Origin of the sequence: Metapseudomonas resinovorans DSM 21078, assembly GCF_000423545.1 — a bacterium.
Classification (GTDB): Bacteria; Pseudomonadota; Gammaproteobacteria; order Pseudomonadales; family Pseudomonadaceae; genus Metapseudomonas; species Metapseudomonas resinovorans.
Window position 1 is genome coordinate 113,291 of record NZ_AUIE01000014.1, and the last position, 25,545, is coordinate 138,835.

Annotated in this window: 29 protein-coding genes and 1 tRNA gene; 9 read left to right on the forward strand and 21 right to left on the reverse strand. The window is 63.3% G+C overall.

Translation table 11 applies throughout. The annotated features are described in order from the left end of the window. The 4 genes from secD to queA form a co-directional block, all read right to left on the reverse strand. Window positions 1–1,863 (reverse strand): protein translocase subunit SecD, encoded by a 1,863-nt coding sequence (gene secD / locus G559_RS0113190; RefSeq protein WP_028628666.1) that lies wholly within the window; start codon window positions 1,861–1,863, stop codon window positions 1–3. Between the two features lie 63 nt (window positions 1,864–1,926). Further along, window positions 1,927–2,268: a preprotein translocase subunit YajC gene (gene yajC, locus G559_RS0113195; protein WP_028628667.1), complete on the reverse strand. Its 342-nt coding sequence runs from the start codon at window positions 2,266–2,268 to the stop codon at window positions 1,927–1,929. A gap of 57 nt (window positions 2,269–2,325) precedes the next feature. After that, window positions 2,326–3,441 carry a tRNA guanosine(34) transglycosylase Tgt gene (gene tgt, locus G559_RS0113200; RefSeq protein ID WP_162144819.1) on the reverse strand — a complete coding sequence of 372 codons (1,116 nt, stop codon included), beginning with the start codon at window positions 3,439–3,441 and terminating at the stop codon, window positions 2,326–2,328. Window positions 3,442–3,455: 14 nt separating this feature from the next. Beyond that, window positions 3,456–4,505: a tRNA preQ1(34) S-adenosylmethionine ribosyltransferase-isomerase QueA gene (gene queA, locus G559_RS0113205; protein ID WP_028628669.1), complete on the reverse strand. Its 1,050-nt coding sequence runs from the start codon at window positions 4,503–4,505 to the stop codon at window positions 3,456–3,458. Window positions 4,506–4,614: 109 nt separating this feature from the next. On the opposite strand from queA, the gene G559_RS0113210 reads away from it, so the two are divergent. The 3 genes from G559_RS0113210 to G559_RS0113220 all read left to right on the forward strand — a co-directional run bounded on the left by G559_RS0113210 (window position 4,615) and on the right by G559_RS0113220 (window position 5,814). Beyond that, window positions 4,615–4,700 (forward strand) — tRNA-Leu (locus G559_RS0113210). Window positions 4,701–5,001: 301 nt separating this feature from the next. Continuing rightward, window positions 5,002–5,214: a cold-shock protein gene (locus G559_RS0113215; RefSeq protein ID WP_016491057.1), complete on the forward strand. Its 213-nt coding sequence runs from the start codon at window positions 5,002–5,004 to the stop codon at window positions 5,212–5,214. Window positions 5,215–5,319: 105 nt separating this feature from the next. Next, the gene (locus G559_RS0113220; protein WP_028628670.1) at window positions 5,320–5,814 is read left to right on the forward strand and encodes an RDD family protein; all 495 of its coding nucleotides are present in this window, start codon (window positions 5,320–5,322) and stop codon (window positions 5,812–5,814) included. 100 nt (window positions 5,815–5,914) lie between these two features. Here the strand turns inward: G559_RS0113220 and G559_RS0113225 are convergent, their stop codons facing one another. The 3 genes from G559_RS0113225 to G559_RS0113235 all read right to left on the reverse strand — a co-directional run bounded on the left by G559_RS0113225 (window position 5,915) and on the right by G559_RS0113235 (window position 7,207). Next, window positions 5,915–6,274 carry a PilZ domain-containing protein gene (locus tag G559_RS0113225; RefSeq protein ID WP_028628671.1) on the reverse strand — a complete coding sequence of 120 codons (360 nt, stop codon included), beginning with the start codon at window positions 6,272–6,274 and terminating at the stop codon, window positions 5,915–5,917. A 60-nt stretch (window positions 6,275–6,334) separates the two neighbouring features. Beyond that, window positions 6,335–6,757: a DUF4124 domain-containing protein gene (locus G559_RS0113230; RefSeq protein ID WP_028628672.1), complete on the reverse strand. Its 423-nt coding sequence runs from the start codon at window positions 6,755–6,757 to the stop codon at window positions 6,335–6,337. An 84-nt stretch (window positions 6,758–6,841) separates the two neighbouring features. After that, the gene (locus G559_RS0113235; RefSeq protein ID WP_028628673.1) at window positions 6,842–7,207 is read right to left on the reverse strand and encodes a tetratricopeptide repeat protein; all 366 of its coding nucleotides are present in this window, start codon (window positions 7,205–7,207) and stop codon (window positions 6,842–6,844) included. 167 nt (window positions 7,208–7,374) lie between these two features. Here G559_RS0113235 and G559_RS0113240 point away from each other — a divergent pair, with 167 nt between their 5' ends. Beyond that, window positions 7,375–8,178: a tetratricopeptide repeat protein gene (locus G559_RS0113240; RefSeq protein WP_028628674.1), complete on the forward strand. Its 804-nt coding sequence runs from the start codon at window positions 7,375–7,377 to the stop codon at window positions 8,176–8,178. 110 nt (window positions 8,179–8,288) lie between these two features. Beyond that, window positions 8,289–9,740: a pyruvate kinase gene (gene pyk, locus G559_RS0113245; protein WP_028628675.1), complete on the forward strand. Its 1,452-nt coding sequence runs from the start codon at window positions 8,289–8,291 to the stop codon at window positions 9,738–9,740. Window positions 9,741–9,892: 152 nt separating this feature from the next. On the opposite strand, the gene G559_RS0113250 is transcribed toward pyk, so the two are convergent. From G559_RS0113250 to G559_RS0113260, 3 genes are read right to left on the reverse strand one after another with little or no spacing between them, the layout of a single operon-like run. Continuing rightward, window positions 9,893–10,666 carry an enoyl-CoA hydratase gene (locus tag G559_RS0113250; protein WP_028628676.1) on the reverse strand — a complete coding sequence of 258 codons (774 nt, stop codon included), beginning with the start codon at window positions 10,664–10,666 and terminating at the stop codon, window positions 9,893–9,895. A 29-nt stretch (window positions 10,667–10,695) separates the two neighbouring features. Further along, entirely contained in the window at window positions 10,696–11,637 is a 942-nt protein-coding gene (locus tag G559_RS0113255) for an iron-sulfur-binding ferredoxin reductase (RefSeq protein WP_028628677.1), read from the reverse strand. After that, complete coding sequence (locus G559_RS0113260) at window positions 11,630–12,757, reverse strand: GGDEF domain-containing protein (protein ID WP_028628678.1); 1,128 nt, start codon at window positions 12,755–12,757, stop codon at window positions 11,630–11,632. The genes G559_RS0113255 and G559_RS0113260 overlap by 8 nt, the downstream gene beginning before the upstream one ends. Window positions 12,758–12,973: 216 nt before the next feature. Between G559_RS0113260 and G559_RS0113265 the strand changes: the two genes are divergently transcribed. Beyond that, window positions 12,974–14,497, forward strand: coding sequence for a fumarate hydratase (locus G559_RS0113265; protein WP_028628679.1), 1,524 nt, complete (start codon window positions 12,974–12,976; stop codon window positions 14,495–14,497). A gap of 152 nt (window positions 14,498–14,649) precedes the next feature. On the opposite strand, the gene G559_RS0113270 is transcribed toward G559_RS0113265, so the two are convergent. Continuing rightward, entirely contained in the window at window positions 14,650–15,528 is an 879-nt protein-coding gene (locus tag G559_RS0113270; protein WP_028628680.1) for a carbon-nitrogen hydrolase family protein, read from the reverse strand. Further along, on the reverse strand, window positions 15,525–16,115 hold the full coding sequence (locus G559_RS0113275) for a GNAT family N-acetyltransferase (protein ID WP_028628681.1): 591 nt from the start codon (window positions 16,113–16,115) through the stop codon (window positions 15,525–15,527). Before G559_RS0113275 ends, G559_RS0113270 begins: the two co-directional genes overlap by 4 nt. 113 nt (window positions 16,116–16,228) lie before the next feature. Here G559_RS0113275 and G559_RS0113280 point away from each other — a divergent pair, with 113 nt between their 5' ends. Beyond that, on the forward strand, window positions 16,229–16,627 hold the full coding sequence (locus G559_RS0113280) for a nuclear transport factor 2 family protein (RefSeq protein ID WP_028628682.1): 399 nt from the start codon (window positions 16,229–16,231) through the stop codon (window positions 16,625–16,627). Window positions 16,628–16,631: 4 nt separating this feature from the next. Here G559_RS0113280 and G559_RS0113285 read toward each other — a convergent pair whose 3' ends face one another. The 8 genes from G559_RS0113285 to G559_RS0113320 all read right to left on the reverse strand — a co-directional run bounded on the left by G559_RS0113285 (window position 16,632) and on the right by G559_RS0113320 (window position 23,104). Beyond that, complete coding sequence (locus G559_RS0113285; protein WP_028628683.1) at window positions 16,632–16,934, reverse strand: ribbon-helix-helix domain-containing protein; 303 nt, start codon at window positions 16,932–16,934, stop codon at window positions 16,632–16,634. A 124-nt stretch (window positions 16,935–17,058) separates the two neighbouring features. After that, entirely contained in the window at window positions 17,059–17,640 is a 582-nt protein-coding gene (locus tag G559_RS0113290; RefSeq protein ID WP_028628684.1) for a DJ-1/PfpI family protein, read from the reverse strand. A 110-nt stretch (window positions 17,641–17,750) separates the two neighbouring features. Then, entirely contained in the window at window positions 17,751–18,362 is a 612-nt protein-coding gene (locus G559_RS0113295) for a DUF2846 domain-containing protein (RefSeq protein WP_028628685.1), read from the reverse strand. Window positions 18,363–18,452: 90 nt separating this feature from the next. After that, a complete protein-coding gene (locus G559_RS0113300) occupies window positions 18,453–19,610 on the reverse strand; it encodes a phospholipase D-like domain-containing protein (RefSeq protein WP_028628686.1) in 1,158 nt (385 codons plus the stop codon). After that, window positions 19,607–20,188: a YceI family protein gene (locus G559_RS0113305; protein WP_028628687.1), complete on the reverse strand. Its 582-nt coding sequence runs from the start codon at window positions 20,186–20,188 to the stop codon at window positions 19,607–19,609. The genes G559_RS0113300 and G559_RS0113305 overlap by 4 nt, the downstream gene beginning before the upstream one ends. Window positions 20,189–20,519: 331 nt before the next feature. Beyond that, window positions 20,520–21,569 (reverse strand): alkene reductase, encoded by a 1,050-nt coding sequence (locus G559_RS0113310; protein ID WP_028628688.1) that lies wholly within the window; start codon window positions 21,567–21,569, stop codon window positions 20,520–20,522. 15 nt (window positions 21,570–21,584) lie between these two features. Next, the gene (locus G559_RS0113315) at window positions 21,585–22,748 is read right to left on the reverse strand and encodes an MFS transporter (protein WP_028628689.1); all 1,164 of its coding nucleotides are present in this window, start codon (window positions 22,746–22,748) and stop codon (window positions 21,585–21,587) included. Window positions 22,749–22,792: 44 nt separating this feature from the next. Next, complete coding sequence (locus G559_RS0113320) at window positions 22,793–23,104, reverse strand: ArsR/SmtB family transcription factor (RefSeq protein WP_028628690.1); 312 nt, start codon at window positions 23,102–23,104, stop codon at window positions 22,793–22,795. 123 nt (window positions 23,105–23,227) lie between these two features. Between G559_RS0113320 and G559_RS0113325 the strand changes: the two genes are divergently transcribed. Together G559_RS0113325 and G559_RS0113330 are read left to right on the forward strand one after the other, a co-directional pair. Beyond that, on the forward strand, window positions 23,228–23,809 hold the full coding sequence (locus G559_RS0113325) for an acyl carrier protein phosphodiesterase (protein WP_028628691.1): 582 nt from the start codon (window positions 23,228–23,230) through the stop codon (window positions 23,807–23,809). A gap of 68 nt (window positions 23,810–23,877) precedes the next feature. Beyond that, window positions 23,878–24,759: a universal stress protein gene (locus G559_RS0113330; RefSeq protein WP_028628692.1), complete on the forward strand. Its 882-nt coding sequence runs from the start codon at window positions 23,878–23,880 to the stop codon at window positions 24,757–24,759. A 7-nt stretch (window positions 24,760–24,766) separates the two neighbouring features. On the opposite strand, the gene G559_RS0113335 is transcribed toward G559_RS0113330, so the two are convergent. Beyond that, window positions 24,767–25,540, reverse strand: a complete 774-nt coding sequence (locus G559_RS0113335) for a lysophospholipid acyltransferase family protein (RefSeq protein WP_028628693.1) — start codon at window positions 25,538–25,540, stop codon at window positions 24,767–24,769. Window positions 25,541–25,545: the final 5 nt, after the last annotated feature.

Below are 25,545 nucleotides of genomic sequence, written 5' to 3' on the forward strand. Positions count from 1 at the left end.
TCAAATCCACAGTTTCTTGAAGTTGCGGCCACCGAAGATCAGGTTGACCAGGCCACGGGTGAACATGATGGCGGTGAACATCGAGGTGATGATCCCCAGCGACATGGTCACAGCAAAGCCCTTGATCGGACCGGTGCCGAGGGCGAACAGGATGCCGCCCACCAGCAGGGTGGTGAGGTTACTGTCGATGATCGCCGAGTAGGCGCGATCGAAGCCTTCATGGATCGCGCGCTGCACCGACAGTCCGTTCGCGAGTTCCTCACGAATCCGCGAATAGATCAGCACGTTAGCGTCCACCGCCATCCCCAGGGTCAGCACGATACCGGCAATACCCGGCAAGGTCAGGGTTGCACCGATCACCGACATCAGACCAACCAGCAGCACCAGGTTGAATGCCAGGGCGACGGTGGCCAGCAGCCCGAAGAAGCGGTAGATAGCCATGATGAACAACGATACGAAGACCATCGCCCACTCAGTGGACTCGATGCCTTTGACAATGTTCTCGGCACCCAGGCTCGGGCCAATGGTGCGTTCTTCCGCGAAGTACATTGGCGCAGCCAGACCACCCGCGCGCAGCAGCAGGGCCAGCTCGGACGACTCGCCCTGGCCGTCCAGGCCAGTGATACGGAACTGGCTACCCAGCGGCGACTGAATGGTCGCCAGACTGATGATCTTCTTCTCTTCCTTGAAGCTCTGTACCGCTACTTCCTTCTGGACGCCATCGACATCCTGGGTCACATAACGGGTAACTGGACGCTGCTCGATGAAGATCACCGCCATGCTGCGCCCCACGTTATTGCGGGTAGCACGACTCATCAAATCGCCGCCCTGACCGTCAAGACGGATGTTCACCTGAGGGCGACCGTTCTCGTCATAACTGGCCTGGGCGTCGGTAACCTGGTCCCCGGTGATAATCAAGCCCCGCTCCAGCGGTACCGGCGGACGACCCGGCTCACGGAACTCAAAGAGCTCGGTGGAGGCCTTGCTGGCGGTCGGCTCAGCAGCCAAACGGAACTCGAGGTTCGCAGTCTTGCCAAGGATACGCTTGGCTTCGGCGGTGTCTTGTACGCCCGGCAGCTCAACGACGATGCGGTTGGCACCCTGGCGCTGCACGATCGGCTCGGCCACACCCAGTTCGTTAACGCGGTTGCGGACGGTGGTCAGGTTCTGCTTGATCGAGTATTCACGAATCTCTGCCAGCTTGGCCTGGGTCAGGGTCAGCTGCAGGACCTGCTGACCACCACGCTCAGTGGTGGCCATATCGAAGTCGGTAAAGCTCTTGCGAATCAGCGACCGGGCCTTGTCCAAGGACTCCTGATCAGAGAAGCCAAGCTGGAAGCCATTTTCCTGGGCCGGCAGACTGCGGTAGCGGACACGCTCCTTGCGCAGCAGGGCGCGGACTTCGCCTTCGTATATCTTCAGACGCGCAGTGACCGCTTTCTCCATGTCCACTTCCAACAGGAAGTGCACGCCACCGGAGAGGTCCAACCCCAGCTTCATCGGCGCGGCGCCGAGCTTGCGCAGCCAGTCCGGCGTGGTCGGAGCCAGGTTCAGGGCGACTACGTAATCATCACCAAGAGCCTTGCGCACCACGTCCTTGGCGGGCAGTTGATCCCCCAGCTTGGTCAGGCGCAGCAGGCCACCAGTCGCGCTGACGCTGGCGGATTTGAGTTCGATACCGGATTGCTTGAGGGCCTCAGCAGCCTTGTCCAGATCCGATTGCTGGATCTTCAGCGCGGTACTGGTACCGCTGATCTGGATCGCTGGGTCGTCCGGATAGAGATTGGGCGCGGAATAAACCAGGCCGATCGCCAGCACCGCCAGGATCAGCAGATATTTCCACAGTGGGTACTTGTTGAGCATGACTCCGCCCGTTATGACGCGGGGCGCCAGTTGGCGCCCCGTCGGTGTTGATCCATTAACCCTTTAGATGGCTTTCAGGGTGCCCTTCGGCAGGGTCGCCGCAATAGCCGCCTTCTGGAACTTCAGCTCGACGCTGTCAGAGACTTCGATGACCACGAAGTCGTCAGTGACCTTCGTGACCTTGCCGGCGATGCCGCCGGAGGTGACCACTTCGTCACCCTTCTGCAGGCTGCCCAGGAGGTTCTTGTGCTCTTTGGCGCGTTTGGCCTGGGGACGCCAGATCATCAGGTAGAAGATGACCAGGAAGCCGATCAGGAAAACCCACTCGAAACCAGTACCGGCGGGACCTGCAGCGGCGGCCGGTGCAGCGGCGTCGGCATAGGCAGCGGGAATCAGAAAGCTCATTTAGCACTCCTGTTACGGAAATTTGGAAAGTAATCGTTCTGGAAATCTGCGGCTTTATCAGTCCAGGGGCGGAGTCGGTAGTCCGCGCTTGGCATAGAAGGCATCGACAAAGGCGGCCAATTTACCCTGTTGGATAGCCTCGCGCAAACCAGCCATCAGACGCTGGTAATGCCGCAAGTTGTGGATTGTATTCAACATGCTGCCGAGCATTTCGCCGCATTTGTCCAGATGGTGCAGATAGGCGCGGGAGAAGTGTTTGCAGGTGTAACAGTCGCAGGTCGGGTCCAGCGGGGACTCATCATGCTTGTGCACCGAGTTGCGAATTTTCAGCACGCCGGTGTCGATGAACAGGTGGCCATTGCGCGCGTTACGGGTCGGCATCACGCAATCGAACATATCCACCCCGCGACGCACGCCTTCCACCAGATCTTCCGGCTTGCCAACACCCATCAGGTAGCGCGGCTTGTCCGCTGGCATCTGGCCAGGCAGATAGTCCAGCACACGGATCATTTCTTCCTTTGGCTCGCCCACCGACAGTCCGCCGATTGCCAGGCCGTCGAAACCGATCTCGTCGAGCCCCTCAAGGGAGCGCATGCGTAGTTCCTCGTGCATGCCACCCTGGACGATGCCGAACAGCGCTGCGGTGCTCTCGCCGTGGGCCGCTTTGGAGCGTTTTGCCCAGCGCAACGACAACTCCATGGAGCGTTTTGCGGTGTCGAAGTCTGCCGGATACGGCGTGCACTCATCGAAGATCATTACGATGTCCGAGCCGAGGTCACGCTGCACCTGCATGGACTCTTCGGGCCCCATGAACACTTTGGCGCCATCCACCGGAGAGGCAAAGGTCACGCCCTCTTCCTTGATCTTGCGCATCGCACCCAGACTGAACACCTGGAAGCCGCCTGAGTCAGTGAGGATCGGCCCCTGCCATTGCATGAAATCGTGCAGGTCACCGTGCCGCTTGATGACCTCCATGCCCGGCCGCAGCCAGAGATGGAACGTGTTGCCCAGGATAATTTGCGCGCCGATTCCTTCGATATCGCGCGGCAACATCCCCTTCACGGTGCCGTAGGTTCCTACAGGCATGAAGGCAGGTGTCTCGACGACGCCCCGGGGGAAGGTCAGGCGGCCGCGACGGGCCTTGCCGTCGGTGGCCAGCAGCTCGAAGTTCATCCGGCAGGTGCGCGTCATGCTTGGTCCTCGGGTCCGCGCGGGGCGGGATTGCGGGTGATGAACATCGCATCACCGTAACTGAAGAATCGGTAGCCCTCTTCCACCGCGGCGGCATAGGCAGCCATGGTTTCCGGGTAGCCGGCGAAGGCCGAGACCAGCATCAGCAAGGTGGATTCGGGCAAATGGAAGTTGGTGACCAAGGCATCGACCACATGAAAAGAACGGCCCGGGTACAAAAAGATGTCGGTGTCGCCGCTGAAGGCCTTGAGCTGGCCATCCCGTGCGGCGCTCTCCAGGGAGCGCACGCTGGTAGTGCCGACGGCGATTACCCGACCACCACGGGCGCGGCAAGCCGCCACTGCGTCCACCACATCCTGACCGACCTCAAGCCACTCGTGGTGCATGTGATGGTCTTCGATGCGTTCCACCCGTACTGGCTGGAAAGTGCCCGCCCCGACATGCAGGGTGACGAATGCACTCTCCACGCCTTTGGCGGCAATGGCCTCCAGCAGGTCCTGATCGAAGTGCAACCCGGCAGTAGGCGCGGCAACGGCACCCGCATGTCGGGCATAAACAGTCTGATAGCGTTCGCGATCCGCGTCGTCGTCAGGCCGGTCTATATAAGGCGGCAGCGGCATATGGCCGACCCGCTCCAACAATGGCAGCACTTCTTCGGCGAACCGAAGTTCGAAAAGCGCATCGTGACGGGCGAGCATCTCGGCTTCACCGCCACCATCGATCAGCAGGGTCGAGCCGGGCTTGGGCGATTTGCTTGAACGCACATGGGCCAGCACACGGTGGCTATCCAGCACACGCTCGACGAGGATCTCCAGCTTGCCGCCGGAGGCCTTCTGGCCGAACAGTCGTGCGGGAATCACCCGGGTATTGTTGAACACCATCAGGTCGCCGGGACGCAGGTATTCCAGCAGGTCGGCAAAGCGGCGATGGCTAAGGGAGCCCGTGTCACCGTCCAGCACGAGAAGGCGGCTGGCTCGGCGTTCGGCCAGGGGATGACGGGCAATCAGAGCTTCGGGGAGCTCGAAATGAAAGTCGGCTACGCGCATGGTGGGGGGTCGTATCGCAGGGGCGCAAATAGTACAGGAAATGGCCGTTCCTGACCACGGAGACGGATTGACCGCCTCAGAGCGCATCCCTATACTGCGCGCCCATCGTGCCTCGGTGGCGGAATGGTAGACGCGGCGGATTCAAAATCCGTTTCTGGCGACAGAGTGAGAGTTCGAGTCTCTCCCGGGGCACCACGATATCTTCAAGCCTTCTCCAGGCTTTCCCCTCTATATCCACTCTACTTCCCGCTTGTCCGAGGCCCGATCAACCGCCTGTAAAGATTGGACTTACGGGGATTGGCAATTCCTTAAAACTTACGTAGAGTTGGGCAACTGTGTTTGCATGGGTCGCTGTTGAATCGTGACCTGATGCGGTAGATCACCAGATCCGCTACATCCCGCTCGACTTCTCTTACCTCTTTGCAACCAGTTCCAGCCCTTCTGGCTCGTGAGTGAACAGCAGGCTGTCATCAACTTCAGTTTCAAGGAAAAAGATATGTCGAATCGTCAAACCGGCACCGTCAAATGGTTCAACGACGAGAAAGGTTTTGGTTTCATCACCCCGGAAAGCGGCCCGGATCTGTTCGTTCACTTCCGCGCTATCGAAGGCTCCGGCTTCCGTAGCCTGAAAGAAGGCCAGAAGGTTACCTTCGAAGCCGTTCAAGGCCAGAAAGGCATGCAGGCTGACAAGGTCCAGGTCGTTAACTGATCTGAGCTTTTCGCCGAAAAGCCCCTGATGGAAACATCAGGGGCTTTTTTGTGCCCGCTGATCGACTGTTAGAATGGCGCGCCCTCAATACGCCAAGAGTTCGCAATGCCGAAACATCAGCTGCGCCCCCAGGGCGATTTCCCCACTGCCGGGCTGGCTCGCCGCTTCGCTGCGATCTTCTACGACTTCCTGCTCTGCGTAGCACTGATCCTGGTTGTAGGTTTTGCCTACCAATCAATACGCATCCTGATTCACGGGGAAGCCCAGATGAGGCAACTTGCCGAGGCGGGTGGGCTTTCTGGCGACCCCCTGCTTGCCACGCTTGTCGTCTTCAGCCTGTTCGGCTTCTTCGCCAAGTTCTGGACCCACACTGGCCAGACCCTCGGCATGCAGGTCTGGAGTATCCGCGTGCAGAACAAGGACGGCTCAGCCATCAGCCTGTGGCAGGCACTGCTACGCTTCGTGATCGCGATCGGTTCCTGGCTGACGCTGGGGTTGGGCTTCTTCTGGAGCCTGTGGGACAAGGAAAAGCGCACCTGGCACGATATCTACTCCGAGACCCAGGTGGTCCGCCTTCCCAAGGGCACACACAAGAAATGACGACTCCAAGAACAAAGCCGGCGAAATGCCGGCTTTGTTCTTGCTCGTGTCGAAACAAGCCAATCCCGAGTGCGGGCGAGAGACCTTCGTTCAGACGGATTCAGGCCGAGGCGGCCAAAGGGCGAAAGCTGAAATAGAAGCGCAGGGCATCGATGAGGTCGGCGTATTCCGACGGTGGGGCTACCAGAGAGAAACCGGAGTCGTAGTGTCCGGGCGTTACATCCTCATGGCACCACTGACAGTTGGCGTAGAAATCAATGAAATGCAGCTGCCCGTCCTTGCCAGGAATCTTCAATCGCATGTCGAAGCGCGCGCCCACCAACATGGGCAGCTGACTGATCAGCATCAGCCCGTCCATGGAGACGTTGCCCAGGTAGCCCATGGGCTTGTCGGTAATGCGATTGAACACCTTCAGGTAGTAAGGCAACTGATGGCGTTCGATATGGCGCTTGGTAGGCATGATATCAAATCGCTATAGGTGGCATTTCAGTATGAACCCATTGCCGCCACGGACCAACCTTCAATAACAGTCGCTGGCCACGCTCTCTGCCAGTGTGCGACGGAAGGTTTCGATCTGTTCATCAGTGTAGTACTGACGCTCACCGCGCTCGTCGAGACGATAGAAGGGACCGCCGTTACTCAGCTGACCCTGCTGTTCGCGCAGCTGGCTGCACCTTTTCTCTTGTTGCTCCCGCGCCTCCGCGGCCCGGCCAGCCGCGACCGCCTGCTCCTGGCGGCGCGCGTCGTAGAACTTCGCTGTACGTGCCTCGCGCTCGCGAGTCAGTTGGTCGCGCTCCACCACCTGGGGCTTCACCGTAACCGGCTTGGCACCTTCTCGCGGCGTCTCACTGAAATGAACCTGCCCCTGGGCGTCGGTCCATCGGTAGATTTCCGCGCCGGCGGCGACCGGAACCAGTAACAGGCAGCACAGCAGGTAACGCATTCCAGGGTTCCCTCGAATAGAGGCTCAGCTTAGTCGCGGCCCGTCGCAGCTCAAGCCAGCAACGACCGACGGCCGGGTTTCAGGTCAGAGTGGTGCGGCGCTGGACGCGTTGCTGCCCAGCCGACCAAGTTGCTGCAAGGTATCCAGGCGCGCCTTTGCCCGGTAGGCGTACTCGCTGGTGGGATAGCGCGCGATGATGAACTGGTAGGTTTGCGCCGCATCGACGAACAGATTCTGGCGTTCCAGGCACTGGCCGCGCAGCAGGGAAATTTCCGGCTGCAGGTACTGGCGGGAGCGGCTCTTGCGCTCGGCCTTGGACAGTTCGAGCATCACGTCCTCGCAATTACCCCTCTCGTAAGAGCGGTAGGCGTTGTTCAGGTGGTGGTCGAGGGACCAGCGGGTGCAGCCAACCATGGCTGCCAGCAGGGTCAGGATTAACAGGGTTCGCATGGGTAGTTCCTCCGTCCACCGGGATATCGGCCGAAAGCGCCGCTTCTTCAGGCCGCCGGGCGATCACGAAGTACGAAGCATAACCTCCGATTGGACTTGCGGGCGCGCGCCACAGATGGCCAGAAGCCACTGCTAGACTGCGTGGGTCGTCCAAGGCCCCGGTCATCATGCATTCCAAGCACCCTGCCCTCCTCGCCCTCTGCGTGTTGCTGAGCGCCTGCTCGCCTACCACGCCGCTTTTCATCGCCCAGGTCACCACCAACGAAGTGGTGGAATACAAGACCATGAAGAGCAAGCGCATGGCCGCAGCCGTGGAGGAAGAAGGCGACCTGCTCACTTACAGCGCCATGGCCATTCGAGATGCCAAGAGCCCGGAGGCGGAAGAGCTCTACCTGATCGGCTATCGCGACGACAAGTTCAGCGACAACGTTCGCGCCATTGCCCTCTACCAGATCGGCCTGATCTACATGAACCGCTTCAACGAGCAACGTGATGACATCAAGGCGATGGCCTACCTGGAACGAGTCCTCAACGAATTCCCCAGCAGCCGCGCAGCCGAGCGCACCGAAGCACGCATTCTGGTGATCCGCCAACGAGCGAAGGAGCCGGTGCAGAAGACCTCGCGCGAACTCCTCGCCACCTGGCAACCGAGCGATAACCTCGACCTCTACAAAGCAGGACTGGATCCGGACATGACCCTGCTGTCACGCCGTGCCGTGCTCAAGGATCGTGTAGCCGAAGCCGAGGAGTTCTACCTGTTGGCCCTGTCCGACGCGCACGTGCAACCGGACATCAAGCAGAAAGCGCTGTACCAGTTAGGCCTGATGTACCTGGCGCCGGACAACCCGCACGCCAACCGTGACAAGGCCATCGGCTACTTCCGTCGGCTGCTGGTGCAGTTCCCTGACAGCGACCTGGCCAGCAAGGCCTCGCGCCATCTTGATCAGGCCCTCAACCAGGACCATCCCTGAAGCCGTCCGGCGGGCCACCTGAAACAATTCAGCGGGTAGTGAAAACGAACAATGACTACAGTTTTCCCGCGTAGTAGCCTCGGGCTCTGCTTGAAAAATGGAGTCTTCGCATGCCTTTCCGCCGTACCAAAATCGTCGCCACCCTCGGCCCGGCCAGCAACTCCCCGGAGGTCCTGGAGCAACTGATCATCGCCGGGTTGAACGTTGCCCGCCTGAACTTCTCCCATGGCAGCCCCGAGGAACACAAGGCACGCGCACGCCTGGTCCGCGAGCTGGCCGCCAAGCACGGCCGCTTCGTCGCCCTGCTCGGCGACCTGCAAGGCCCGAAGATCCGCATCGCCAAGTTCGCCAACAAACGCATCGAACTGAAAGAAGGTGACAACTTCCGCTTCTCCGTCACCCACCCGCGTGACGCCGGCAACCAGGACGTGGTGGGTATCGACTACCCGGACCTGATCAAGGATTGCGGCGTCGGCGACGAACTGCTGCTGGACGACGGCCGCGTGGTGATGCGCGTCGAATCCACCAGCGCCGACGAGCTGCAGTGCCGCGTACTCATCGGCGGCCCCCTGTCCGACCACAAGGGCATCAACCGCCGCGGCGGCGGCCTGACCGCTCCGGCCCTGACCGCCAAGGACAAGGCTGACATCAAGCTGGCCGCGGAAATGGAACTGGACTACCTGGCGGTGTCCTTCCCCCGTGACGCCGCCGACATGGAACTGGCCCGCCGCCTGCGCGACGAAGCCGGAAGCAAAGCCTGGCTGGTGGCCAAGATCGAACGCGCCGAAGCCGTCGCGGACGATGAAGCCCTGGACGGCCTGATCCGCGCCAGCGACGCCGTGATGGTGGCCCGTGGTGACCTCGGCGTGGAAATCGGCGATGCCGAACTGGTGGGCATCCAGAAGAAGATCATCCTGCACGCCCGCCGCTACAACAAAGCCGTGATCACTGCGACCCAGATGATGGAGTCGATGATCCACAGCCCGATGCCGACCCGCGCGGAAGTCTCGGACGTAGCCAACGCCGTGCTCGACTACACCGACGCCGTGATGCTGTCGGCCGAAAGCGCCGCTGGCGAGTACCCGCTCGAAGCCGTGCAGGCCATGGCGCGCATCTGCCAGGGCGCCGAGAAGCACCCTGACACCCGCCGCTCCAGCCACCGTATTGGCAAGACCTTCGAGCGCTGCGACGAAAGCATTGCCCTGGCGTCGATGTACGCCGCCAACCACTTCCCCGGTATCAAGGCCATCATCTGCCTGACCGAAAGTGGCTACACCCCGCTGATCATGTCGCGCATCCGTTCCTCGGTACCGATCTACGCGTACTCCCCGCACCGCGAAACCCAGGCCCGCGTGGCCCTGTTCCGTGGTGTGGAAACCATCCCCTTCGACGCCGCCGCACTGCCCCCGGAGAAGGTCAGCCAGATGGCCGTGGACGAACTGCTGCAACGCGGCGTGGTCACCAAGGGTGACTGGGTGATCCTGACCAAGGGTGACAGCTACACCACCCAGGGTGGCACCAACACCATGAAGATCCTCCACGTCGGCGACCTGCTGGTCTGACCCGATCTGGAACGAAAAAGCCGCCCTTCGAGGGCGGCTTTTTGCTTTCTTGTAGGGGTGAATTCACTCGCTGCTCAGGCCGCAAGACTCTGCTCTACAAGGCCGAAGGGGGGCAGCAGAGCTGCCCTTGGCGAATGAATTCGCCCCCACAATCACACGAACTTCGAAAAATCCGGCTTGCGACGCTGGGTAAAGGCCGACAGCGCTTCTACTGCTTCCGGCGAACGCAGGCGCTGGCTGAACAGCTCGCCCTCCTCGGCTATCACCCGGCGAAGCTCATCGCGGCCCGGGGCCTGCATCAAGCGTTTGCTCACGGCCAATGCCGAGGGTGCCAGGTCGAGGAACCGCAGCGCAGCCTCGCGAGCACGGGCCAGGGCCTCGGTACCGTTCGCCAGGGCGGCATTGGCAATGCCCCAGTTGGCAGCCTGTTCACCCGTGAAGCCCTCACCGAGCAGCAGCAACTCCGCAGCCTTCGCATGACCAAGCAGGCGCGGCAGGATCAGGCTGGAGCCGAACTCGGGGCACAGGCCAAGGTTGACGAAGGGCATCTTCAGCTTGGCGTCGCGACTCACATAGACCAGATCGCAGTGCAGTAGCAGGGTGGTGCCGATGCCCACCGCCGGACCGCTCACGGCCGCCACGACCGGCTTGGGAAAGTCGAAGAGCGCGCGCATGAACTGGAACACAGGGCTGTCCATCCCGGTCGGCGGCTCCTGGAGGAAGTCGACGATGTCATTGCCGCTGGTGAAGCACTCTTCGCTACCGGCGATCAGTACCGCGCGCACCTCGCGGTCTTCCCTCGCCTCGTCCAGCACCTCGGCCATGCGGCTATACATGGCGCGGGTCAGGGCGTTTTTCTTGTCTGGGCGGTTCATGCGCAGCGTCAGCAGGCCCTGCTCGCGCTCGACCAGAATATGCTCGCTCATGGGTAGTCCTCGATGTTCTAGTGCCCGCTTCAAGCTTCGCGGGTCAGGAAGGTATCGGCCAGCAATTGGTTACGTGGCAGGCCGGCCAGGTATAGCCGGCGCGCGAAATCCTCGACGCTGGCAGGATGGCCGCAGAGTAAGGCGATGGTCTGGCGCGAAACAAGGCGGAATTGCGCCAAAACCTCTGGCAGCTCGGCCGGCGTGATCAGCCGGACATCCACGCCCGGATGTGTCGCAGCCAGCGCCGCCAGGGGCTCCGCCAGATAGTGGCCGCCGGCATCATGGGCGAGGTGAATGAGGCGGATCGGCCCCTGGTGATGCTGCCTCAGCGCCTCCCGCAGCAGGCCCCAGAGTGGCGCCAGTCCGGTACCCGAGGCAAGGAACAGCAGCGGCCGGACGTCCCAGGCCGGGTCGTAATGCAGCGCGCCGCCGTGAAGTTCGCCAAGACGCAGTTTGTCACCCAGCACCAATCGCCGAGCCCGGTCACTGAACAGGCCGGGCTTGCCGCAGTCCAGGTGAAACTCCAGGCCGTCATCGGCGCCAGGCAAGCTGGCCAGGGAATAAGGCCGGGCGACCCCTTCGTCGTTCCACAACAGGAGGTGCTGGCCGGCGCTGTAGCGCAACGGTCGCCTTGGCGCGAGTCGAAGGCGCAGGACATCGGGCGTCGGCCAATCAAGACCGACGACATCGGCCTCTAGGCCATCACGGGCAGGATCGAAGACCTCCACCACCAGATCCTGCACCACCAGGCACTGACAGGAGAGCCGCCAGCCCTCGGCGCGCTGAGAACGGTCCAGCGCTTCCGGCTTGGCATCCGCCGGCTCGCCGGACAGGCAACGAACCAGGCACGCGTGGCAGCTGCCAGCCCGGCAGCTATAGGGCACCTTGCAGCCCCCAGCGTTCAGCGCGTCCAGCAGATTGCTGGCGGGTGCAACGGTCCAGCGTTTTCCGGCAACTTCTAGTTCAGGCACCCTGGCCCTCCCAGGCGGCATCGCAACGGTTACGTCCGCCGCGCTTCGCCCGATAGAGTGCCTGATCCGCGCGCTGCAGCGCATCATCCAGATCGTCCCCGGCCGTCAGCAGCGTCATGCCGGCCGACAGGCTCAGCCGATCCACCTGCACCCCCACCGGCTCGGACTGCTCGAAGGCATGGCGCAGTCGCTCGCAGCAGGCAGTGAGGCGATCCGCATCACAATTGGGCAGCAGCAGGACGAACTCCTCGCCGCCGTAGCGCGCCAGCACATCGCCGTCGCGCAGGCAGGCCCGCGCCACCGCGGCGAAGGTCTGCAGTACCCGGTCGCCAGCGGCATGGCCGTGGACGTCGTTGATCCGTTTGAAATGGTCGAGGTCGATCAGCGCCAGGCCGTGATGGCGATTCGGCGCGAGGTTGTCCAGCTCGCGACCGGCCAGGCGAAGGAAATGGCGGCGATTGAACAGCCCGGTCAATTCATCGGTGGCCACCAGGTCTTCCAGCTGGCGCATCATGCCGCGCAGGGTGTCCTGGTGCGCCTGGAGGGCGAAGCGGCGTTGGCGCATCCGCTGGCGCAGCGCCTGGACATAGCTGGCGAACAGACTCAGCCAGACCATCAGCACGAAGAGTACGCAGACCTGCAGCAGTGCCAGCGACGGGTCTGGCAGCTGCATCCAGTAGGCTTCGAACAGGTTGAGGCCGGCGAACGCGAAGAATCCTACCGCCGCGCAGCGGGTGAATACCCTGGGTTTGAGCTGGAACACCCCGAACAGCATGATCAGGACGTAGACCGCCAGCAGAGTGCCTCGCGCGTCATCGACCATGGACATCAGCCAGGTCGTCCAGCCCAGTGCAAGCAGTACCTGGGGCTCGGTCAGGCTTGGGTCGGTGAAGCGGAGGTTGTGCCCGCTGATGAACAGCCAGAACAGTACGAACTGGGAAAGGGCGACGAGGCCGGAACCGATCAGGGCAGTGCTCGCCGACACCCGGAACAGGTCACCGATCATCGCGACCCAGCACAACAGCAGGACCATCGAGTAGGTGGCCACAGCCATGCCAAAGCGCTTCAGTAGCAGACTCTGCAGGGCTCTATGGCTGATCCGCTGGCTGGATGGGCTCATGGGCTCCTTCCCGTAATGGCACCATGCCTTCAATGTACGCCTGTGATCACAAAATGCCTAGTGCGTAGGAAGTGTCCGACAACCGACCAAGGTCGACTGCCGGCGACTGTGCCCGGCAGACGCCACGCGCTATACTGCCGCGCCTTTTTAGCCTGCAAGCGCGCCGGGTCGTGGTCCGGCGCTTCCCTGATGTTCCCTTCCAAGAGGAGCGCACCCATGACCGTGATCAAGCAAGATGATCTGATCCAGAGTGTCGCCGACGCCCTGCAGTTCATTTCCTACTACCACCCCGTGGATTTCATCCAGGCCATGCACGAGGCCTACCTGCGTGAAGAGTCGCCCGCCGCGCGCGACTCCATGGCGCAGATCCTGATCAACTCCCGCATGTGCGCCACTGGCCATCGCCCGATCTGCCAGGACACCGGTATCGTCACCGTGTTCGTCCGCGTCGGCATGGACGTGCGCTGGGACGGCGCCACCATGAGCGTGGACGACATGATCAACGAGGGCGTGCGTCGCGCCTACAACCTGCCCGAGAACGTCCTGCGCGCCTCCATCCTGGCTGACCCGGCCGGCGCCCGTAAGAACACCAAGGACAACACTCCGGCAGTCATCCACTACTCCATCGTCCCGGGTAACACCGTGGAAGTGGACGTCGCGGCCAAGGGCGGCGGCTCCGAGAACAAGTCGAAGATGGCCATGCTCAACCCGTCCGACTCCATCGTCGACTGGGTCCTGAAGACCGTCCCGACCATGGGCGCCGGCTGGTGCCCGCCGGGCATGCTCGGCATCGGCATCGGCGGTACCGCCGAGAAAGCCGCGGTAATGGCCAAGGAAGTGCTGATGGAGTCCATCGACATCCATGAGCTGAAAGCCCGCGGCCCGCAGAACAAGATCGAAGAAATGCGCCTCGAGCTGTTCGAGAAGGTCAACCAGCTGGGCATCGGTGCCCAAGGCCTGGGCGGCCTGACCACCGTGCTCGACGTGAAGATCATGGACTACCCGACTCACGCCGCGTCGCTGCCGGTGTGCATGATCCCCAACTGCGCCGCCACCCGTCACGCCCACTTCGTGCTCGACGGATCCGGCCCGGCCGAACTGGAAGCGCCGCCGATGGACGCCTATCCGGAAATCGTCTGGGAAGCCGGCCCCTCGGCCCGCCGTGTCGACCTCGACACCCTGACCCCGGAAGAAGTGCAGAGCTGGAAGCCGGGCGAAACCGTCCTGCTCAACGGCAAGATGCTGACCGGCCGCGACGCTGCGCACAAGCGCATGGTCGATATGCTGAACAAGGGTGAAGAACTGCCGGTGGACCTGAAAGGCCGCTTCATCTACTACGTCGGCCCGGTCGATCCGGTAGGCGACGAAGTGGTTGGCCCGGCAGGCCCGACCACCGCCACTCGCATGGACAAGTTCACCCGCCAGATCCTCGAGAGCACTGGCCTGCTGGGCATGATCGGCAAGTCCGAGCGCGGCCCCATCGCCATTGACGCGATCAGGGACAACAAGGCCGTCTACCTGATGGCCGTTGGCGGCGCCGCCTACCTGGTGGCCCAGGCGATCAAGAAGTCCAAGGTCCTGGCCTTCGCCGAACTGGGTATGGAAGCCATCTACGAGTTCGAAGTGAAGGACATGCCGGTGACCGTCGCCGTCGACACCAAGGGCGAGTCGGTACACATCACCGGCCCGGCGATCTGGCAACAGAAGATCGCCGAGAACCTGGCGGTGGAAGTGAAGTAAGCCTTCATCGCTGCATGAAAAGCCCGGCCATGTGCCGGGCTTTTTCGTTCTTGCGGTTTTGCGTTGGAGCGGTATGTAGGATGGGGCGAGCGGAGCGAGACCTATAGAGTCTACTGGGACATGGCTGATGGGTATCGCAAGCTCCACCCATCCTACAAAAGCGTCGCCTGCTCGAACTGCTCAGGCCAATCCCGACGCGTGAACACCTGCCCTTCCTGGCGCACCCGGCGCACCTCGTCCAGGTCCAGGTCGCAGACCAGCCACTGGCTGGTCGCGGGGCATAGCTCAGGGCTTTCGGCGATCACGCCATTGCTCGGCATGCCGTAGTCCGGCGGTACATAAAGGCCGGCACGGCCGATGTTTTCGTCCAGGGCCGGCGACCAGGGCGCCAGGCCGACGGTGGGCGCCTGCAGCACGGCGATCTGGTTTTCCAGGGCGCGGGCCTGGGCGCCGATGCGTACACGGTGGTAGCCGGCCTCGGTGTCGGTGCAACTGGGGGCGAGGATCAGGTCGACGCCGCCTTCGGCCAGGGTGCGGGCCAGCATCGGGAACTCGTTGTCGTAGCAGATCAGGATGCCCAGACGCCCCAGTGCCGTGTCGAACACCTTGAGCCCTTGCCCCGCGGCAATGCCCCACTGTTCGCGCTCGAAGCGGGTCATGATCAGTTTGTCCTGGAAGCCCAGTTCGCCACCCGGACCGAACAGCCATGCACGGTTGCGGTACAACCCATCCGCATCGCGCACCGGCAGGCTGCCGGGCTGCAGGTAGACTCCGAGCTTGGCCGCGATGCCGGCGCACAGTGCGCGCCAGTCCTGCAGCAACGGCTGGACACCTGCGATAGAGGCCTGCAAGTCACCCCGCTCAGCCGGCGATAACTGACCGGCCAGCACCAGGCCTGCGTACTCAGGCAGCACCAGCAACTTTGCACCGGCCTCGGCAGCCTCTGCGCAGAGGCTCTCCAGGTGAGTGGCGTACGCACCCCAGCTTTCATGGAGCTCGATGGCGTACTGGCAGGCGGCGATCCTGATCATGGATTGAGCTCCTTGAGCCAGAAAGACATGGGCTTGGCCGACTCGGTTTCCTCGTCCAGGTCGCGCCAGTGATATGCGGTGCGCAGTTCCGGGTGATGGCGATAGCCACGCCGCGCCCAGAATTCATTCAGGGGCTGGTAGTCGGGCGGGCGGCGTGGATGATCGTGCGGGCGTTCCACCGCGCAGAAGGCGCAATGCTCGAACCGTCCTAGACGCCGTGCGTAACTTTCACGCTCGGCGAAGAAGAGCACGCCCAGGCCAGCACCGCGGTGCTCCGGGAGCAGCACCGACTCGCCGAAATAGAAAATGCGCTCCGGGTCCCAGCCCTGCTCGCGGAAGGGCCGCTGAAACTCATCTGTTTCATCCGACATCGGCAGGCCCGTCGAAGCACCCACGACCCGCTCGCCATCCAGGGCCAGGACGAACAGGCTTTCCGGTGACTCGGCATAGGTGGCCAGGTAGCGCGCCTCGTACTCGAGCGTGCCGTCGTAGAGATAGGGAAACTCGCGGAACACCGTCAGGCGAAGGCGTGCGAGGTCTTCGATATGGGGCGCGATGGCGGCGCCCTGGAGAATACGGATGTGCATGGGAGCGGTCGTTCTGGCGATGTGGATGACGCCCCTGGCTAAGCCGGGCCTGGGTCAAGAACCTATCATGCCGGGCACGGACCGAATGACCCCATTGCGACAGGAACCCAACCATGACCGCTACCGAACTGGTGCAAGCCTATTACAACGCCTTCAACGCCGGAGATATGCCGGCGTTCCTCGCCCTGCTCAGCGAGGATGTCGTGCATGACATCAACCAGGGCGAACGCCAGCAGGGCAAAGCCGCCTTCACCGCCTTCATGGAGAAGATGAACCGCTGCTACAAGGAGCGCCTGTCCGACATCGTGGTGATGCAGAGTGCTGACGGCAGCCGCGCAGCCGCCGAGTTCGTGGTGCACGGCCAGTACCTGTCTGACGATGAGGGCCTGCCGCCGGCCAAGGGCCAGACTTACGTGCTGCCAGCCGGCGCCTTCTTCCACATCCACTGCGGCAAGATCGCCCGCGTGACCAACTATTACAACCTGAACGACTGGGTCGAACAGGTGGTTTGAGGTCTCAGCCCTGCACACGCGCCTTCGGCAGCTCGACCACCGTGGCGCGGCGCTGAGCCAGGTAGCGGGTGCAGCTGACCCGCAGGAAAGACGCGAAGTTGACCACCTCGCCGCGGTACTCCATCACCTCGTCATAGAGCTTGGTGATGAGCTGGTTGGTGGTCATGCCGTCCACTTCGGCGATCTCCCGCAGGATGTCCCAGAACTGGTTCTCCAGGCGCAGGGTGGTCACCACGCCACGGATGCGCAGCGAGCGCGAGCGGGACTCGTAGAGGATGGGATCAGCCTTGACGTACAGCTCGCACATGGCGTGCCTCCAAGTCAGTGTTATGGCGCATCGGCGTAGGGTGGATCACGCTTCACCGATCCACCTTCAGAGTCCGGCATGACCTAAATGGTGGAAACGGACAGCGGTTTCCACCCTACGCGCCTTATAGCTCGATCTTCGTCCCGAGCAACTTGAGGAACCCCGCCAGCCAGGCGGGATGGGCCGGCCAGGCCGGGGCGGTCACCAGGTTGCCTTGGGTATGGGCGGCGTCCACCGGGATATCCACATACTGACCACCGGCCAGCCGGACTTCCGGGCCGCACGCCGGGTAGGCGCTGCACTCGCGGCCTTCCAGCACGCCGGCGGCTGCCAGCAGTTGCGCACCATGGCAAACGGCAGCGATGGGCTTGCCAGCCTTGTCGAAGGCCTTCACCAACTCCAGCACCGAGGCATTCAGGCGCAGGTATTCCGGCGCGCGGCCACCGGGAATCAGCAGGGCGTCGTAGTCTTCTGCCTTGACCTTGGCGAAGTCGAAATTGAGGGCGAAGTTGTGGCCAGGCTTCTCGCTGTAGGTCTGGTCGCCTTCGAAGTCATGGATGGCAGTCCGCACGGTCTGCCCGGCGATCTTGTCCGGACACACGGCATGCACCGTGTGGCCAACCATCAGCAGGGCCTGGAACGGCACCATGGTTTCGTAGTCTTCGGCGTAGTCGCCAACCAGCATCAGAATCTTCTTCGCGGCCATTTCGCATCCTCCTGGATTGGAAGCCCTGAGGCTTCAAAGGGTAGCCAATTATCCCCGGCGCCTTTCGGCGGCGGGTAATAGGCCCCTACTACAAGGACGGATGGCACAACTCAGATGCCAATCTTGTCCAGCGCCCGGCCAACTCCGCGCCAGAACCCCTCCTGCGGTCGGACCCGGTCACCGCTGGCGGCAATGCGTTCGCTCGGCTGCACCTGACGGGTCGTGGTGATTTCCTGGCTGCCCAGGGACGCCTCTACCAGTTGCAGGGGGCCATTGCCGGCGTTGGGCTGTTCGCTGTTCTTCGGCGGCGGATCCAGCTCGTCGTAGCGCAGGTAGTACGTTCGCCCGGCCGTGGCGTCCAGGGCAAAGGAGGTGATGAGGGTGAAATCCAGCGGGCCGTCTGCGAACAAGGTCCAGTAGCTGCCGAAGAGCGGTCGGCGCATCTCCAGCTTGTAGCTGGCGGCGTCGAACTCCAGCGCCAGGTAGCCGTTGCTTGGCAGACTGCCGATCAGCTCGTTGTTGAGGAAAATGCCTGGGGCCTCCAACTCCTGGTCCGCCCATTCGCTCTGCGGTCGGTAGAGGTAGACCAGCGCGTGCTCACCGTCACTGGGTGCAGCGGCCTGGAACGGCGGCCCTTCAGTGGCGCCGAAGAAGGCACCCGGCGTGGAACAGCCGCCCAGCACGGCAAAAAGCAGCAGGATCGGCAGGTATCGGCGGCCCATGCAGCCACTCCCTCTTGTAGTAGTGGAGCAAGCCTAGCCCGGCGTCGACCCGCGCACACCCGACGAAAGTGCGGCCCCGGCTTCGCGCTCCTAGCGGCGGCGGTCGAGCAGGTTCACCACCAGTCGATCCAGCCATCCCCAGAGACGCTGGCGCAAACGCTTGATCAGCGGGCGCGCATGCCAGTCCTCCATGGTGATTTCGCGGCTATCGGAGAAATCCTGGCGCATGCAGGTAGCCACCGCCTCGGTAAAGCTCGGGTCCATCGCTTCGAGGTTGGCTTCCAGGTTGAAGCGCAGATTCCAGTGGTCGAAGTTGCAGGAGCCAACGCTGACCCAGTCATCCGCCAGCACCATCTTCAGGTGCAGGAAGCGCTGCTGGTACTCGAATATCCGCACCCCGGCACGCAGCAGGCGCGGGTAATACCGCTGGCCAGCAAAGCGCACCGGTGGGTGATCGGTGTGCCGGCTGGTCAGCAGCAGACGCACTTCGACACCCCGTCGCGCGGCCTTGATCAGCGCACGACGAACCTTCCAGCTCGGCAGGAAATAAGGCGTGGCCAGCCACACGCGGTTGCGCGCCGTGCGAATGCTGCGTGCCAGCGACTGGACGATATCGCGATGCTGGCTGGCGTCGGCATAGGCCAGGCGTCCGAGGCCCTCGCCTACCGCCGGATAAGGCGGCAGATGGGCGAGCCCCGGCGCCTCCCCTGGTTTCCAGGGACGGCGGCCGAGGTTGGCCAGCCACTGGTAGTCGAAGATCAGTTGCCAGTGCGCCACCAGCGGCCCCTCAATGGCCACCATCACCTCGTGCCAACGGCTGGTCTCCTCGGCTGGGCTCCAGAACTCATCCGTGGAGCCGGTGCCGCCGACAAACGCCAGGCGATCGTCCACCACCAGAATCTTGCGGTGGTCGCGGTACAGGTTGCTGAAGCCGCGCCGCCAGCGGATAGGGTTGTAGAACTGCAGCAACACCCCGGCGTCGATCAGCCGCTCACGCAGCACCGCACCCAGACGCAGGCAGCCGAAGCCGTCGAACAGGCAACGCACGCGAACACCCCGCACGGCCGCGACACACAGGGCGTCGACCAGTGCTTCGCTGCATTGGCCGTCTTCCACCAGATAGAGCTCCAGCGCGACCTGGTACTCCGCGCGGGCGATGGCGGTGAGCATGGTCGGAAAGAACTGCGGGCCGTCAATCAACAGCTCGAAGCGGTTGCCGGACTTCCACGGGAAGATCTGTCCCATCAGCGCTCCGTGAAGATCAGCACGGCCCCTACCGGCACCGACAGGCTGATTCCCGGCAGACCGGCCAGTTTGCGCAGCTCATCCAGCGCCGTGGTCAGGCCGAAGTCCTCCACCTGCAGCACCAGCGGCGCCAGGGTCACTACCTGGAAGCGGTGATCGTCCAGGCGCGTGGCCAGGAGTTCGGCACGGTATTGCTGCTCCTTGTCGCGAATTTTCACCGTCAACGGCAGGCCCAGCTCCAGCTGGGCACCGGGGGCCAGGTCGGTGATGGGGCGCAGGTCGAGCTGCGCGACCACCTCGGCCTCGGGGTACTTGGCGATCTCGAAGAACTGCTCCCGCAAACGCAGGTCACGCAGCGGAACGCCGGTGCTCACCGACTCCAGCTCGACGCGCAGGCGCGCCTGGCCATCCGGGCCGATCTTGCCGTGCAGGGTGAGGAATCGGTGCACCTCGGAGATGCTGCCGGCCTTGGTGGAGATGAAGGATATCCGCGATGACTCGTTGTCCAGGTACCAGCTCGCGTGGGCGGGCAGCGCCAAGGCAGCGAGCAGGGCAACGAGTGGGCGTAGTGATGTGTGCATGCGGGCTTCCTTTGGCATGTCGCTTACGGCCCAGAGACTCAGGCCGGACTCCATTGGTCACACGAATCGCCGCCGGGTTCCACCTGAGGCGATCCCGACGGACGGGCAATGGATGCAAAGCTACCAGAGGAAACGGAACTTTGGGCTCAGCTGTAGGGGCGAATTCATTCGCTATGTCTGCGTTAGCTGTTGCGAGAGATTTACCATCGGGCCGAGAGCCTTGTAGGAGCTGGCTTGCCAGCGAAACGGGGCCATTCGCTGGCAAGCCAGCTCCTACGGGCAATGCATCTACTTGCAACGCGTCCTGCAAACAGAACCAATCCAAAGGCTGTTACAGGCGCGGGTAGTCGATGTAGCCCACCGGGCCCTTGGCATAGAAGAGTTCCGGACGCGGCTCGTTCAGGGGAGCGTCCAGGCGCAGGCGCTCAGGCAGGTCGGGGTTGGCGATGAAGGGGATGCCGAAGGCCACGGCATCGGCCTTGCCGCTTTCCAGCCAGGCACTGGCACTGTCCCGGGTAAAGCGCTCGTTGGCAATGAACACCCCGCCGAAGGCTTCCTTCAGTTGCGGCGAGAGGCTGTCCTCACCTTCCTTCTCGCGGGCGCAGATGAAGGCAACGCCACGCTTGCCCAGTTCACGGGCGACATAGCTGAAGGTTGCGGCCAGGTCGGAGTCACCCATGTCATGGGAGTCGGCACGCGGTGCCAGGTGCACGCCGACGCGGCCGGCGCCCCACACCTTGATCGCCGCATCAGTGACTTCCAGCAGCAGGCGCGCGCGATTCTCGATGGCGCCGCCGTACTGGTCGGTGCGCTTGTTGGTGCCGTCCTGGAGGAACTGGTCCAGCAGGTAGCCGTTGGCTGCGTGGATTTCCACACCGTCGAAACCGGCGGCCTGGGCGTTCTCGGCACCCACGCGGTAGGCCTCGACGATGTCGGCGATCTCTTCGGTCTCCAGGGCGCGCGGTACCGGGTAGTCGCGCAGCGGACGCAGCAGGCTGACATGGCCCTTGGCAGCGATGGCGCTGGGCGCCACCGGGGCCTCGCCGCCCAGGAAGCTCGGGTCGGAGATACGACCCACGTGCCACAGCTGGAGGACGATCTTGCCGCCGTTGGCGTGTACCGCCTTGGTGATGTTGCTCCAGCCCTTCACCTGCTCGTCGGACCAGATGCCGGGGGTATCCGGATAGCCGACGCCCAGGGGCGTGACGGAGGTGGCTTCGCTGATGATCAGCCCCGCAGAGGCGCGCTGGGTGTAGTACTCGGCCATCAGGGCGTTGGGCACCCGGCCCTCGTCGGCGCGGCAGCGGGTCAGCGGCGCCATGATGATGCGGTTGGAAAGTTCCAGGTCGCCGATCTTGATCGGGTCGAAGAGCGTAGGCATGACGTTTACCTCGGGTCAGTCGAGAGCCGCTTGCAGCTCGGGATTACGGTTGCTGAAGGTGAGCAGGGTCGCTATCAGGGCGAGGATCGCCAGCACGGCAGCGGCCAGGGGGACAGTGGTGAGGCCGTAGCCCTGGCTGATGACCAGGCCGCCGACCCAGGCGCCGAGGGCATTGCCCACGTTGAAGGCGCCGATGTTCAGGGTGGAAACCAGATTCGGGGCAGCACTGCCGAAGTTCACGACGTTGACCTGCAGGGCCGGCACCGCGGCGAAGGCGGCCGTGGCCCAGAGGAACAGGGTGATTTCCGTGGGGATCAACGCAGCGCTGGTCCAGGTCAGGGCACTGGAAGCGACGGCCAGGGCGACGAACACGCCCATCAGGGTCTGGGCCAGCTTCCAGTCGGCCAAACGGCCACCGATCACATTGCCCAGGGTCAGGCCGAGGCCGATCAGTAGCAGGCTCCAGGTCACGCCTCGGGGCGAAACGCCGGTCACCTCGCCCAACAGCGGCGCTACGTAGGTGAAGATGCAGAAGACCGCGGCGGAGAACAGCACGGTGGTGGACAGCGCCAGCCACAGCCCGGCACCACGCAGGGCAGCGAATTCGGCACGGATGTCGGTGGCTTCCTCGTCATGCTGGCGCGGCAGCACTCGCCACAGGCCGATCAGCGCTACAACGCCGATCAAGGTCACGGCCCAGAAGGTGGAACGCCAGCCGGCGACTTGGCCGAGGGCAGTGCCCAGAGGTACGCCGAGCACGTTGGCAAGGGTCAGACCGGTGAACATCAGGGCCACCGCAGAGGCCTTGCGATTGGCCGGCACCAGGCTCGCGGCCACCACCGAACCGATGCCGAAGAAGGCGCCATGGCAGAGTGCAGTGACGACTCGCGCCAGCATCAGCAGGTCGTAGTTGGCGGCGATGGCGCACAGCAGGTTGCCGACGATGAACACCCCCATCAGCACCAGGAGCGCGCCACGGCGCGGCAACCTGGCTGTCGCCATGGCCATGAAGGGTGCTCCGATGGCCACGCCCAGGGCATAGCCGGTGACCAGCCAGCCGGCGCCGGGGATGGTCACGCCAAGGTCGGCGGCCACCTCGGGCAGCAGGCCCATGATGACGAATTCAGTGGTGCCTATCGCAAAAGCGGACAAGGCGAGGACGAGAAGCGCAGTAGGCATGGGCCTGCTCCTGGAAGGTTTTCGGGTTTTGGCAGGTGCTGCAGTTACAGCTCGTCGCTCATCTGGCGAAGGAATTCAGCGATGACGGCTTCGTTGCGTTTGAAGAAATTCCATTGACCCAGCTTTCGGCTGGTCACCAGCCCGGCGCGCTGCAAGGTCGCCAGGTGAGCCGACACGGTGGACTGGGACAGTCCGCAGCGCTGGTCGAACTTGCCGGCGCAGACGCCGATCTCGAAGGGCTGGTGTTCCTGCTCGTCGAAATACTTCTCCGGCTCCTTGAGCCACTGGAGCATCTCGCGTCGCACGGGGTGAGCCAGTGCCTTGATGATTTCGTCGAGGTCGATGGAGGTGTTCATGGCCGCTGTCGTATATCGGAATGGAACGAACTTTATATCGATAAAAAACGATACGCAGATCGTTTGTGACGATAGTCATCATCGACCGTCATGATAGAACCGTCCTCGGGTTAAGCTCAGCCGATGAATTACCTCGCCCACCTCCACCTTGGCGGCTCGCAGCCTGCGCAACTGCTCGGCAGCCTCTACGGCGACTTCGTCAAAGGGCCGCTGGCCGGGCGCTGGCCGGCGGATATCGAAGCGGCTATCCGCTTGCACCGGCGCATCGACGCCTTCACCGACAGCCACCCGCTGATCACCCAGGCCAAGCTGCGTTTCCCCAGCGAGCGGCGGCGTTTCGCGGGCATCCTGCTGGACGTGTTCTTCGATCATTGCCTGGCTCGCGACTGGAATCTCTATGCCGCCGAGCCACTGGATGCCTTCACTCGCCACGTGTACCAAGTGCTGGTTGCCGAACCGCAATTGCCTGGCCGCCTGGCCCTGATCGCGCCGCGCATGGCTGCCCAGGACTGGCTGGGTAGCTACCGCGAGTTCGAAACCCTGGAACTGGTCATCGCCGGCATGTCCCGGCGCATCTCGCGACCGGAAGCACTGGACGGCGCCATGGCCGAACTGGAAGCCCTGTACCGGCCCCTCAGCGATGACTTCCGTCAGTTCTACCCCCTGCTGCAGCAGTTCGCAGGTCCCCAGCCGATCATCGATTGACCTGTATCAAGGGAAAATTCCTACACCTGCAGTGGAATGGATTAAGCAACCATTTCAGGAGGTGCCCGATGAAAGCGCTGATGCTGGCGACCGACCTTTCCAACCGATCCGACCGCGCCCTGCGGCGTGCGGCCCGACTGGCCCGACAGTTCGAGTGCCCCTGGTTCATCCTCCATGTGGTCGACGAAGACCAACCGCAACTGCGCGTCGAACTGGAAGTGGAGCAGGTGCGCCGCTACCTCAATGATCAGTTGGACTTCTTCACCGAGCTGGGCGGTCGCGCCCCGGAAGTCTGGGTGGAAGTGGGCGACCCAGCCAAGCACATTGCCGACTGCACCCGCTGGGCCGACATCGACCTGCTGGTGGTCGGCAGCCACCGCAAGAATCCGCTGCGCGACATCTTCGTCGGCACCACCCTGGAGCGCCTGGTGCGCACCAGCCATGTGCCGATCCTGCTGGTGAACAGGGCCGCCGAGGACGACTACCTGATGCCGCTGCTGGCCCTGGATTGCTCCACGGCCTCCGCTCAGGCCGTGCGCGCCGCCCATGAGCTGGGTCTGCTACCCAAGGCAGGCGCCAAGGCGCTGTACGCCTTCGACCCGCTGGGAGGCGCCGTGATGCTGGCGGCTGGTGCTGGTGCCGGAGCGATTCCCGGCGACTACGCCGCCGAAGAACGCCTCCGGGCCACCGCCGCACTGGACAGGTTTCTGCTCGAGGAAGAACTGGGCTCCGTGATCGACCAGCGCCTGGTCGAAGAAGGCCAGCCAATGACAGCGCTGCGTCGTGTAATGGAGCGTGAGCCCATCGACCTGCTGGTGATGGGCACGCGTGGGCTGACAGGGATGAAACGGATACTGATCGGCAGCGTGGCCGACGCCGCCATGCGCGAGCTGGACTGCGACATCCTCACGGTGCCGCCGATTCGCTGGCCGGACAGGGACAAGGCCTGACCACCACTCAGGCGGCGAGGGCCTCGTCTTCTTCCTCACCGAAGAGCGCCCGTTGCACGGCGCTCTTCGCTTTTTGACTGACCACCGTGCGACTCAGGCCCTCACTGGGAATGGGCTCGAGCAACTGGATCTCCACCTCGGCGCGGTCGCTGCGCAGCAGGCGCACCAGATGCGAAAGCAGATCGTCCTCGCCGATGAAAGGTGCGATCTCATCGCGCTGGCCGTCACGCAGATAGCGGATGGCAACCGGCTGCACCGGCACTTCCGTCTCCACCGCGCTGGTCAACAGGCGACTGTGGAACGTCTTCAGCAGGCTGCCATCGGTGGTGGTGCCTTCCGGGAATATCAGCAGATGGCGTCCATCCCTGAGGTGACGGGCGAGTTGCTGGCCAACCAGGCCGCTATCCCCCGAACCCCGACGGATGAACAGGGTGCCGGCCTTGTGTGCCAGCCAGCCGGCCACCGGCCAGGCGCGAACCTCGGCCTTGGACAGGAAGGACAGCGGCGCCACGGCACCAAGCAGCGGGATGTCGGTCCAGGAGACATGGTTGCTGACCCACAGCATCGGCTGCTCGGGCACGCGACCACTCACGCGAACACGAAATGGCAGTGCGCCAGACAGCCGGGCCAGGAACCAGCGGGTCAAGCGCTGCCGGGTGGCCATCATCTGCCCCCGCCCCAGGCGTTCCAGCACACCGACCCAGGCGGCCAGCGAAAGGCCGAGGCCGATCACCGCCAGCAGGCGGGCCACACGCGCGTAGAAACGTACGGACTTCAGCATGCCTG

What these genes read in the sequence shown, in the direction of transcription:
- pyk (WP_028628675.1), top strand. Translation starts at nt 8,289, where the DNA reads ATGCCTTTCCGCCGTACCAAAATCGTCGCCACCCTCGGCCCGGCCAGC.
- G559_RS0113250 (WP_028628676.1), bottom strand. Translation starts at nt 10,666, where the DNA reads ATGAGCGAGCATATTCTGGTCGAGCGCGAGCAGGGCCTGCTGACGCTG.
- G559_RS0113240 (WP_028628674.1), top strand. Translation starts at nt 7,375, where the DNA reads ATGCATTCCAAGCACCCTGCCCTCCTCGCCCTCTGCGTGTTGCTGAGC.
- G559_RS0113220 (WP_028628670.1), top strand. Translation starts at nt 5,320, where the DNA reads ATGCCGAAACATCAGCTGCGCCCCCAGGGCGATTTCCCCACTGCCGGG.
- G559_RS0113295 (WP_028628685.1), bottom strand. Translation starts at nt 18,362, where the DNA reads ATGGGCCGCCGATACCTGCCGATCCTGCTGCTTTTTGCCGTGCTGGGC.
- G559_RS0113275 (WP_028628681.1), bottom strand. Translation starts at nt 16,115, where the DNA reads ATGCACATCCGTATTCTCCAGGGCGCCGCCATCGCGCCCCATATCGAA.
- G559_RS0113270 (WP_028628680.1), bottom strand. Translation starts at nt 15,528, where the DNA reads ATGATCAGGATCGCCGCCTGCCAGTACGCCATCGAGCTCCATGAAAGC.
- G559_RS0113290 (WP_028628684.1), bottom strand. Translation starts at nt 17,640, where the DNA reads ATGGCCGCGAAGAAGATTCTGATGCTGGTTGGCGACTACGCCGAAGAC.
- G559_RS0113335 (WP_028628693.1), bottom strand. Translation starts at nt 25,540, where the DNA reads ATGCTGAAGTCCGTACGTTTCTACGCGCGTGTGGCCCGCCTGCTGGCG.
- G559_RS0113310 (WP_028628688.1), bottom strand. Translation starts at nt 21,569, where the DNA reads ATGCCTACGCTCTTCGACCCGATCAAGATCGGCGACCTGGAACTTTCC.
- queA (WP_028628669.1), bottom strand. Translation starts at nt 4,505, where the DNA reads ATGCGCGTAGCCGACTTTCATTTCGAGCTCCCCGAAGCTCTGATTGCC.
- G559_RS0113305 (WP_028628687.1), bottom strand. Translation starts at nt 20,188, where the DNA reads ATGCACACATCACTACGCCCACTCGTTGCCCTGCTCGCTGCCTTGGCG.
- G559_RS0113315 (WP_028628689.1), bottom strand. Translation starts at nt 22,748, where the DNA reads ATGCCTACTGCGCTTCTCGTCCTCGCCTTGTCCGCTTTTGCGATAGGC.
- G559_RS0113215 (WP_016491057.1), top strand. Translation starts at nt 5,002, where the DNA reads ATGTCGAATCGTCAAACCGGCACCGTCAAATGGTTCAACGACGAGAAA.
- G559_RS0113280 (WP_028628682.1), top strand. Translation starts at nt 16,229, where the DNA reads ATGACCGCTACCGAACTGGTGCAAGCCTATTACAACGCCTTCAACGCC.
- tgt (WP_162144819.1), bottom strand. Translation starts at nt 3,441, where the DNA reads ATGAACTTCGAGCTGCTGGCCACCGACGGCAAGGCCCGTCGCGGCCGC.
- G559_RS0113320 (WP_028628690.1), bottom strand. Translation starts at nt 23,104, where the DNA reads ATGAACACCTCCATCGACCTCGACGAAATCATCAAGGCACTGGCTCAC.
- G559_RS0113230 (WP_028628672.1), bottom strand. Translation starts at nt 6,757, where the DNA reads ATGCGTTACCTGCTGTGCTGCCTGTTACTGGTTCCGGTCGCCGCCGGC.
- G559_RS0113235 (WP_028628673.1), bottom strand. Translation starts at nt 7,207, where the DNA reads ATGCGAACCCTGTTAATCCTGACCCTGCTGGCAGCCATGGTTGGCTGC.
- G559_RS0113330 (WP_028628692.1), top strand. Translation starts at nt 23,878, where the DNA reads ATGAAAGCGCTGATGCTGGCGACCGACCTTTCCAACCGATCCGACCGC.
- G559_RS0113265 (WP_028628679.1), top strand. Translation starts at nt 12,974, where the DNA reads ATGACCGTGATCAAGCAAGATGATCTGATCCAGAGTGTCGCCGACGCC.
- yajC (WP_028628667.1), bottom strand. Translation starts at nt 2,268, where the DNA reads ATGAGCTTTCTGATTCCCGCTGCCTATGCCGACGCCGCTGCACCGGCC.
- G559_RS0113260 (WP_028628678.1), bottom strand. Translation starts at nt 12,757, where the DNA reads ATGAGCCCATCCAGCCAGCGGATCAGCCATAGAGCCCTGCAGAGTCTG.
- G559_RS0113325 (WP_028628691.1), top strand. Translation starts at nt 23,228, where the DNA reads ATGAATTACCTCGCCCACCTCCACCTTGGCGGCTCGCAGCCTGCGCAA.
- G559_RS0113285 (WP_028628683.1), bottom strand. Translation starts at nt 16,934, where the DNA reads ATGTGCGAGCTGTACGTCAAGGCTGATCCCATCCTCTACGAGTCCCGC.
- secD (WP_028628666.1), bottom strand. Translation starts at nt 1,863, where the DNA reads ATGCTCAACAAGTACCCACTGTGGAAATATCTGCTGATCCTGGCGGTG.
- G559_RS0113225 (WP_028628671.1), bottom strand. Translation starts at nt 6,274, where the DNA reads ATGCCTACCAAGCGCCATATCGAACGCCATCAGTTGCCTTACTACCTG.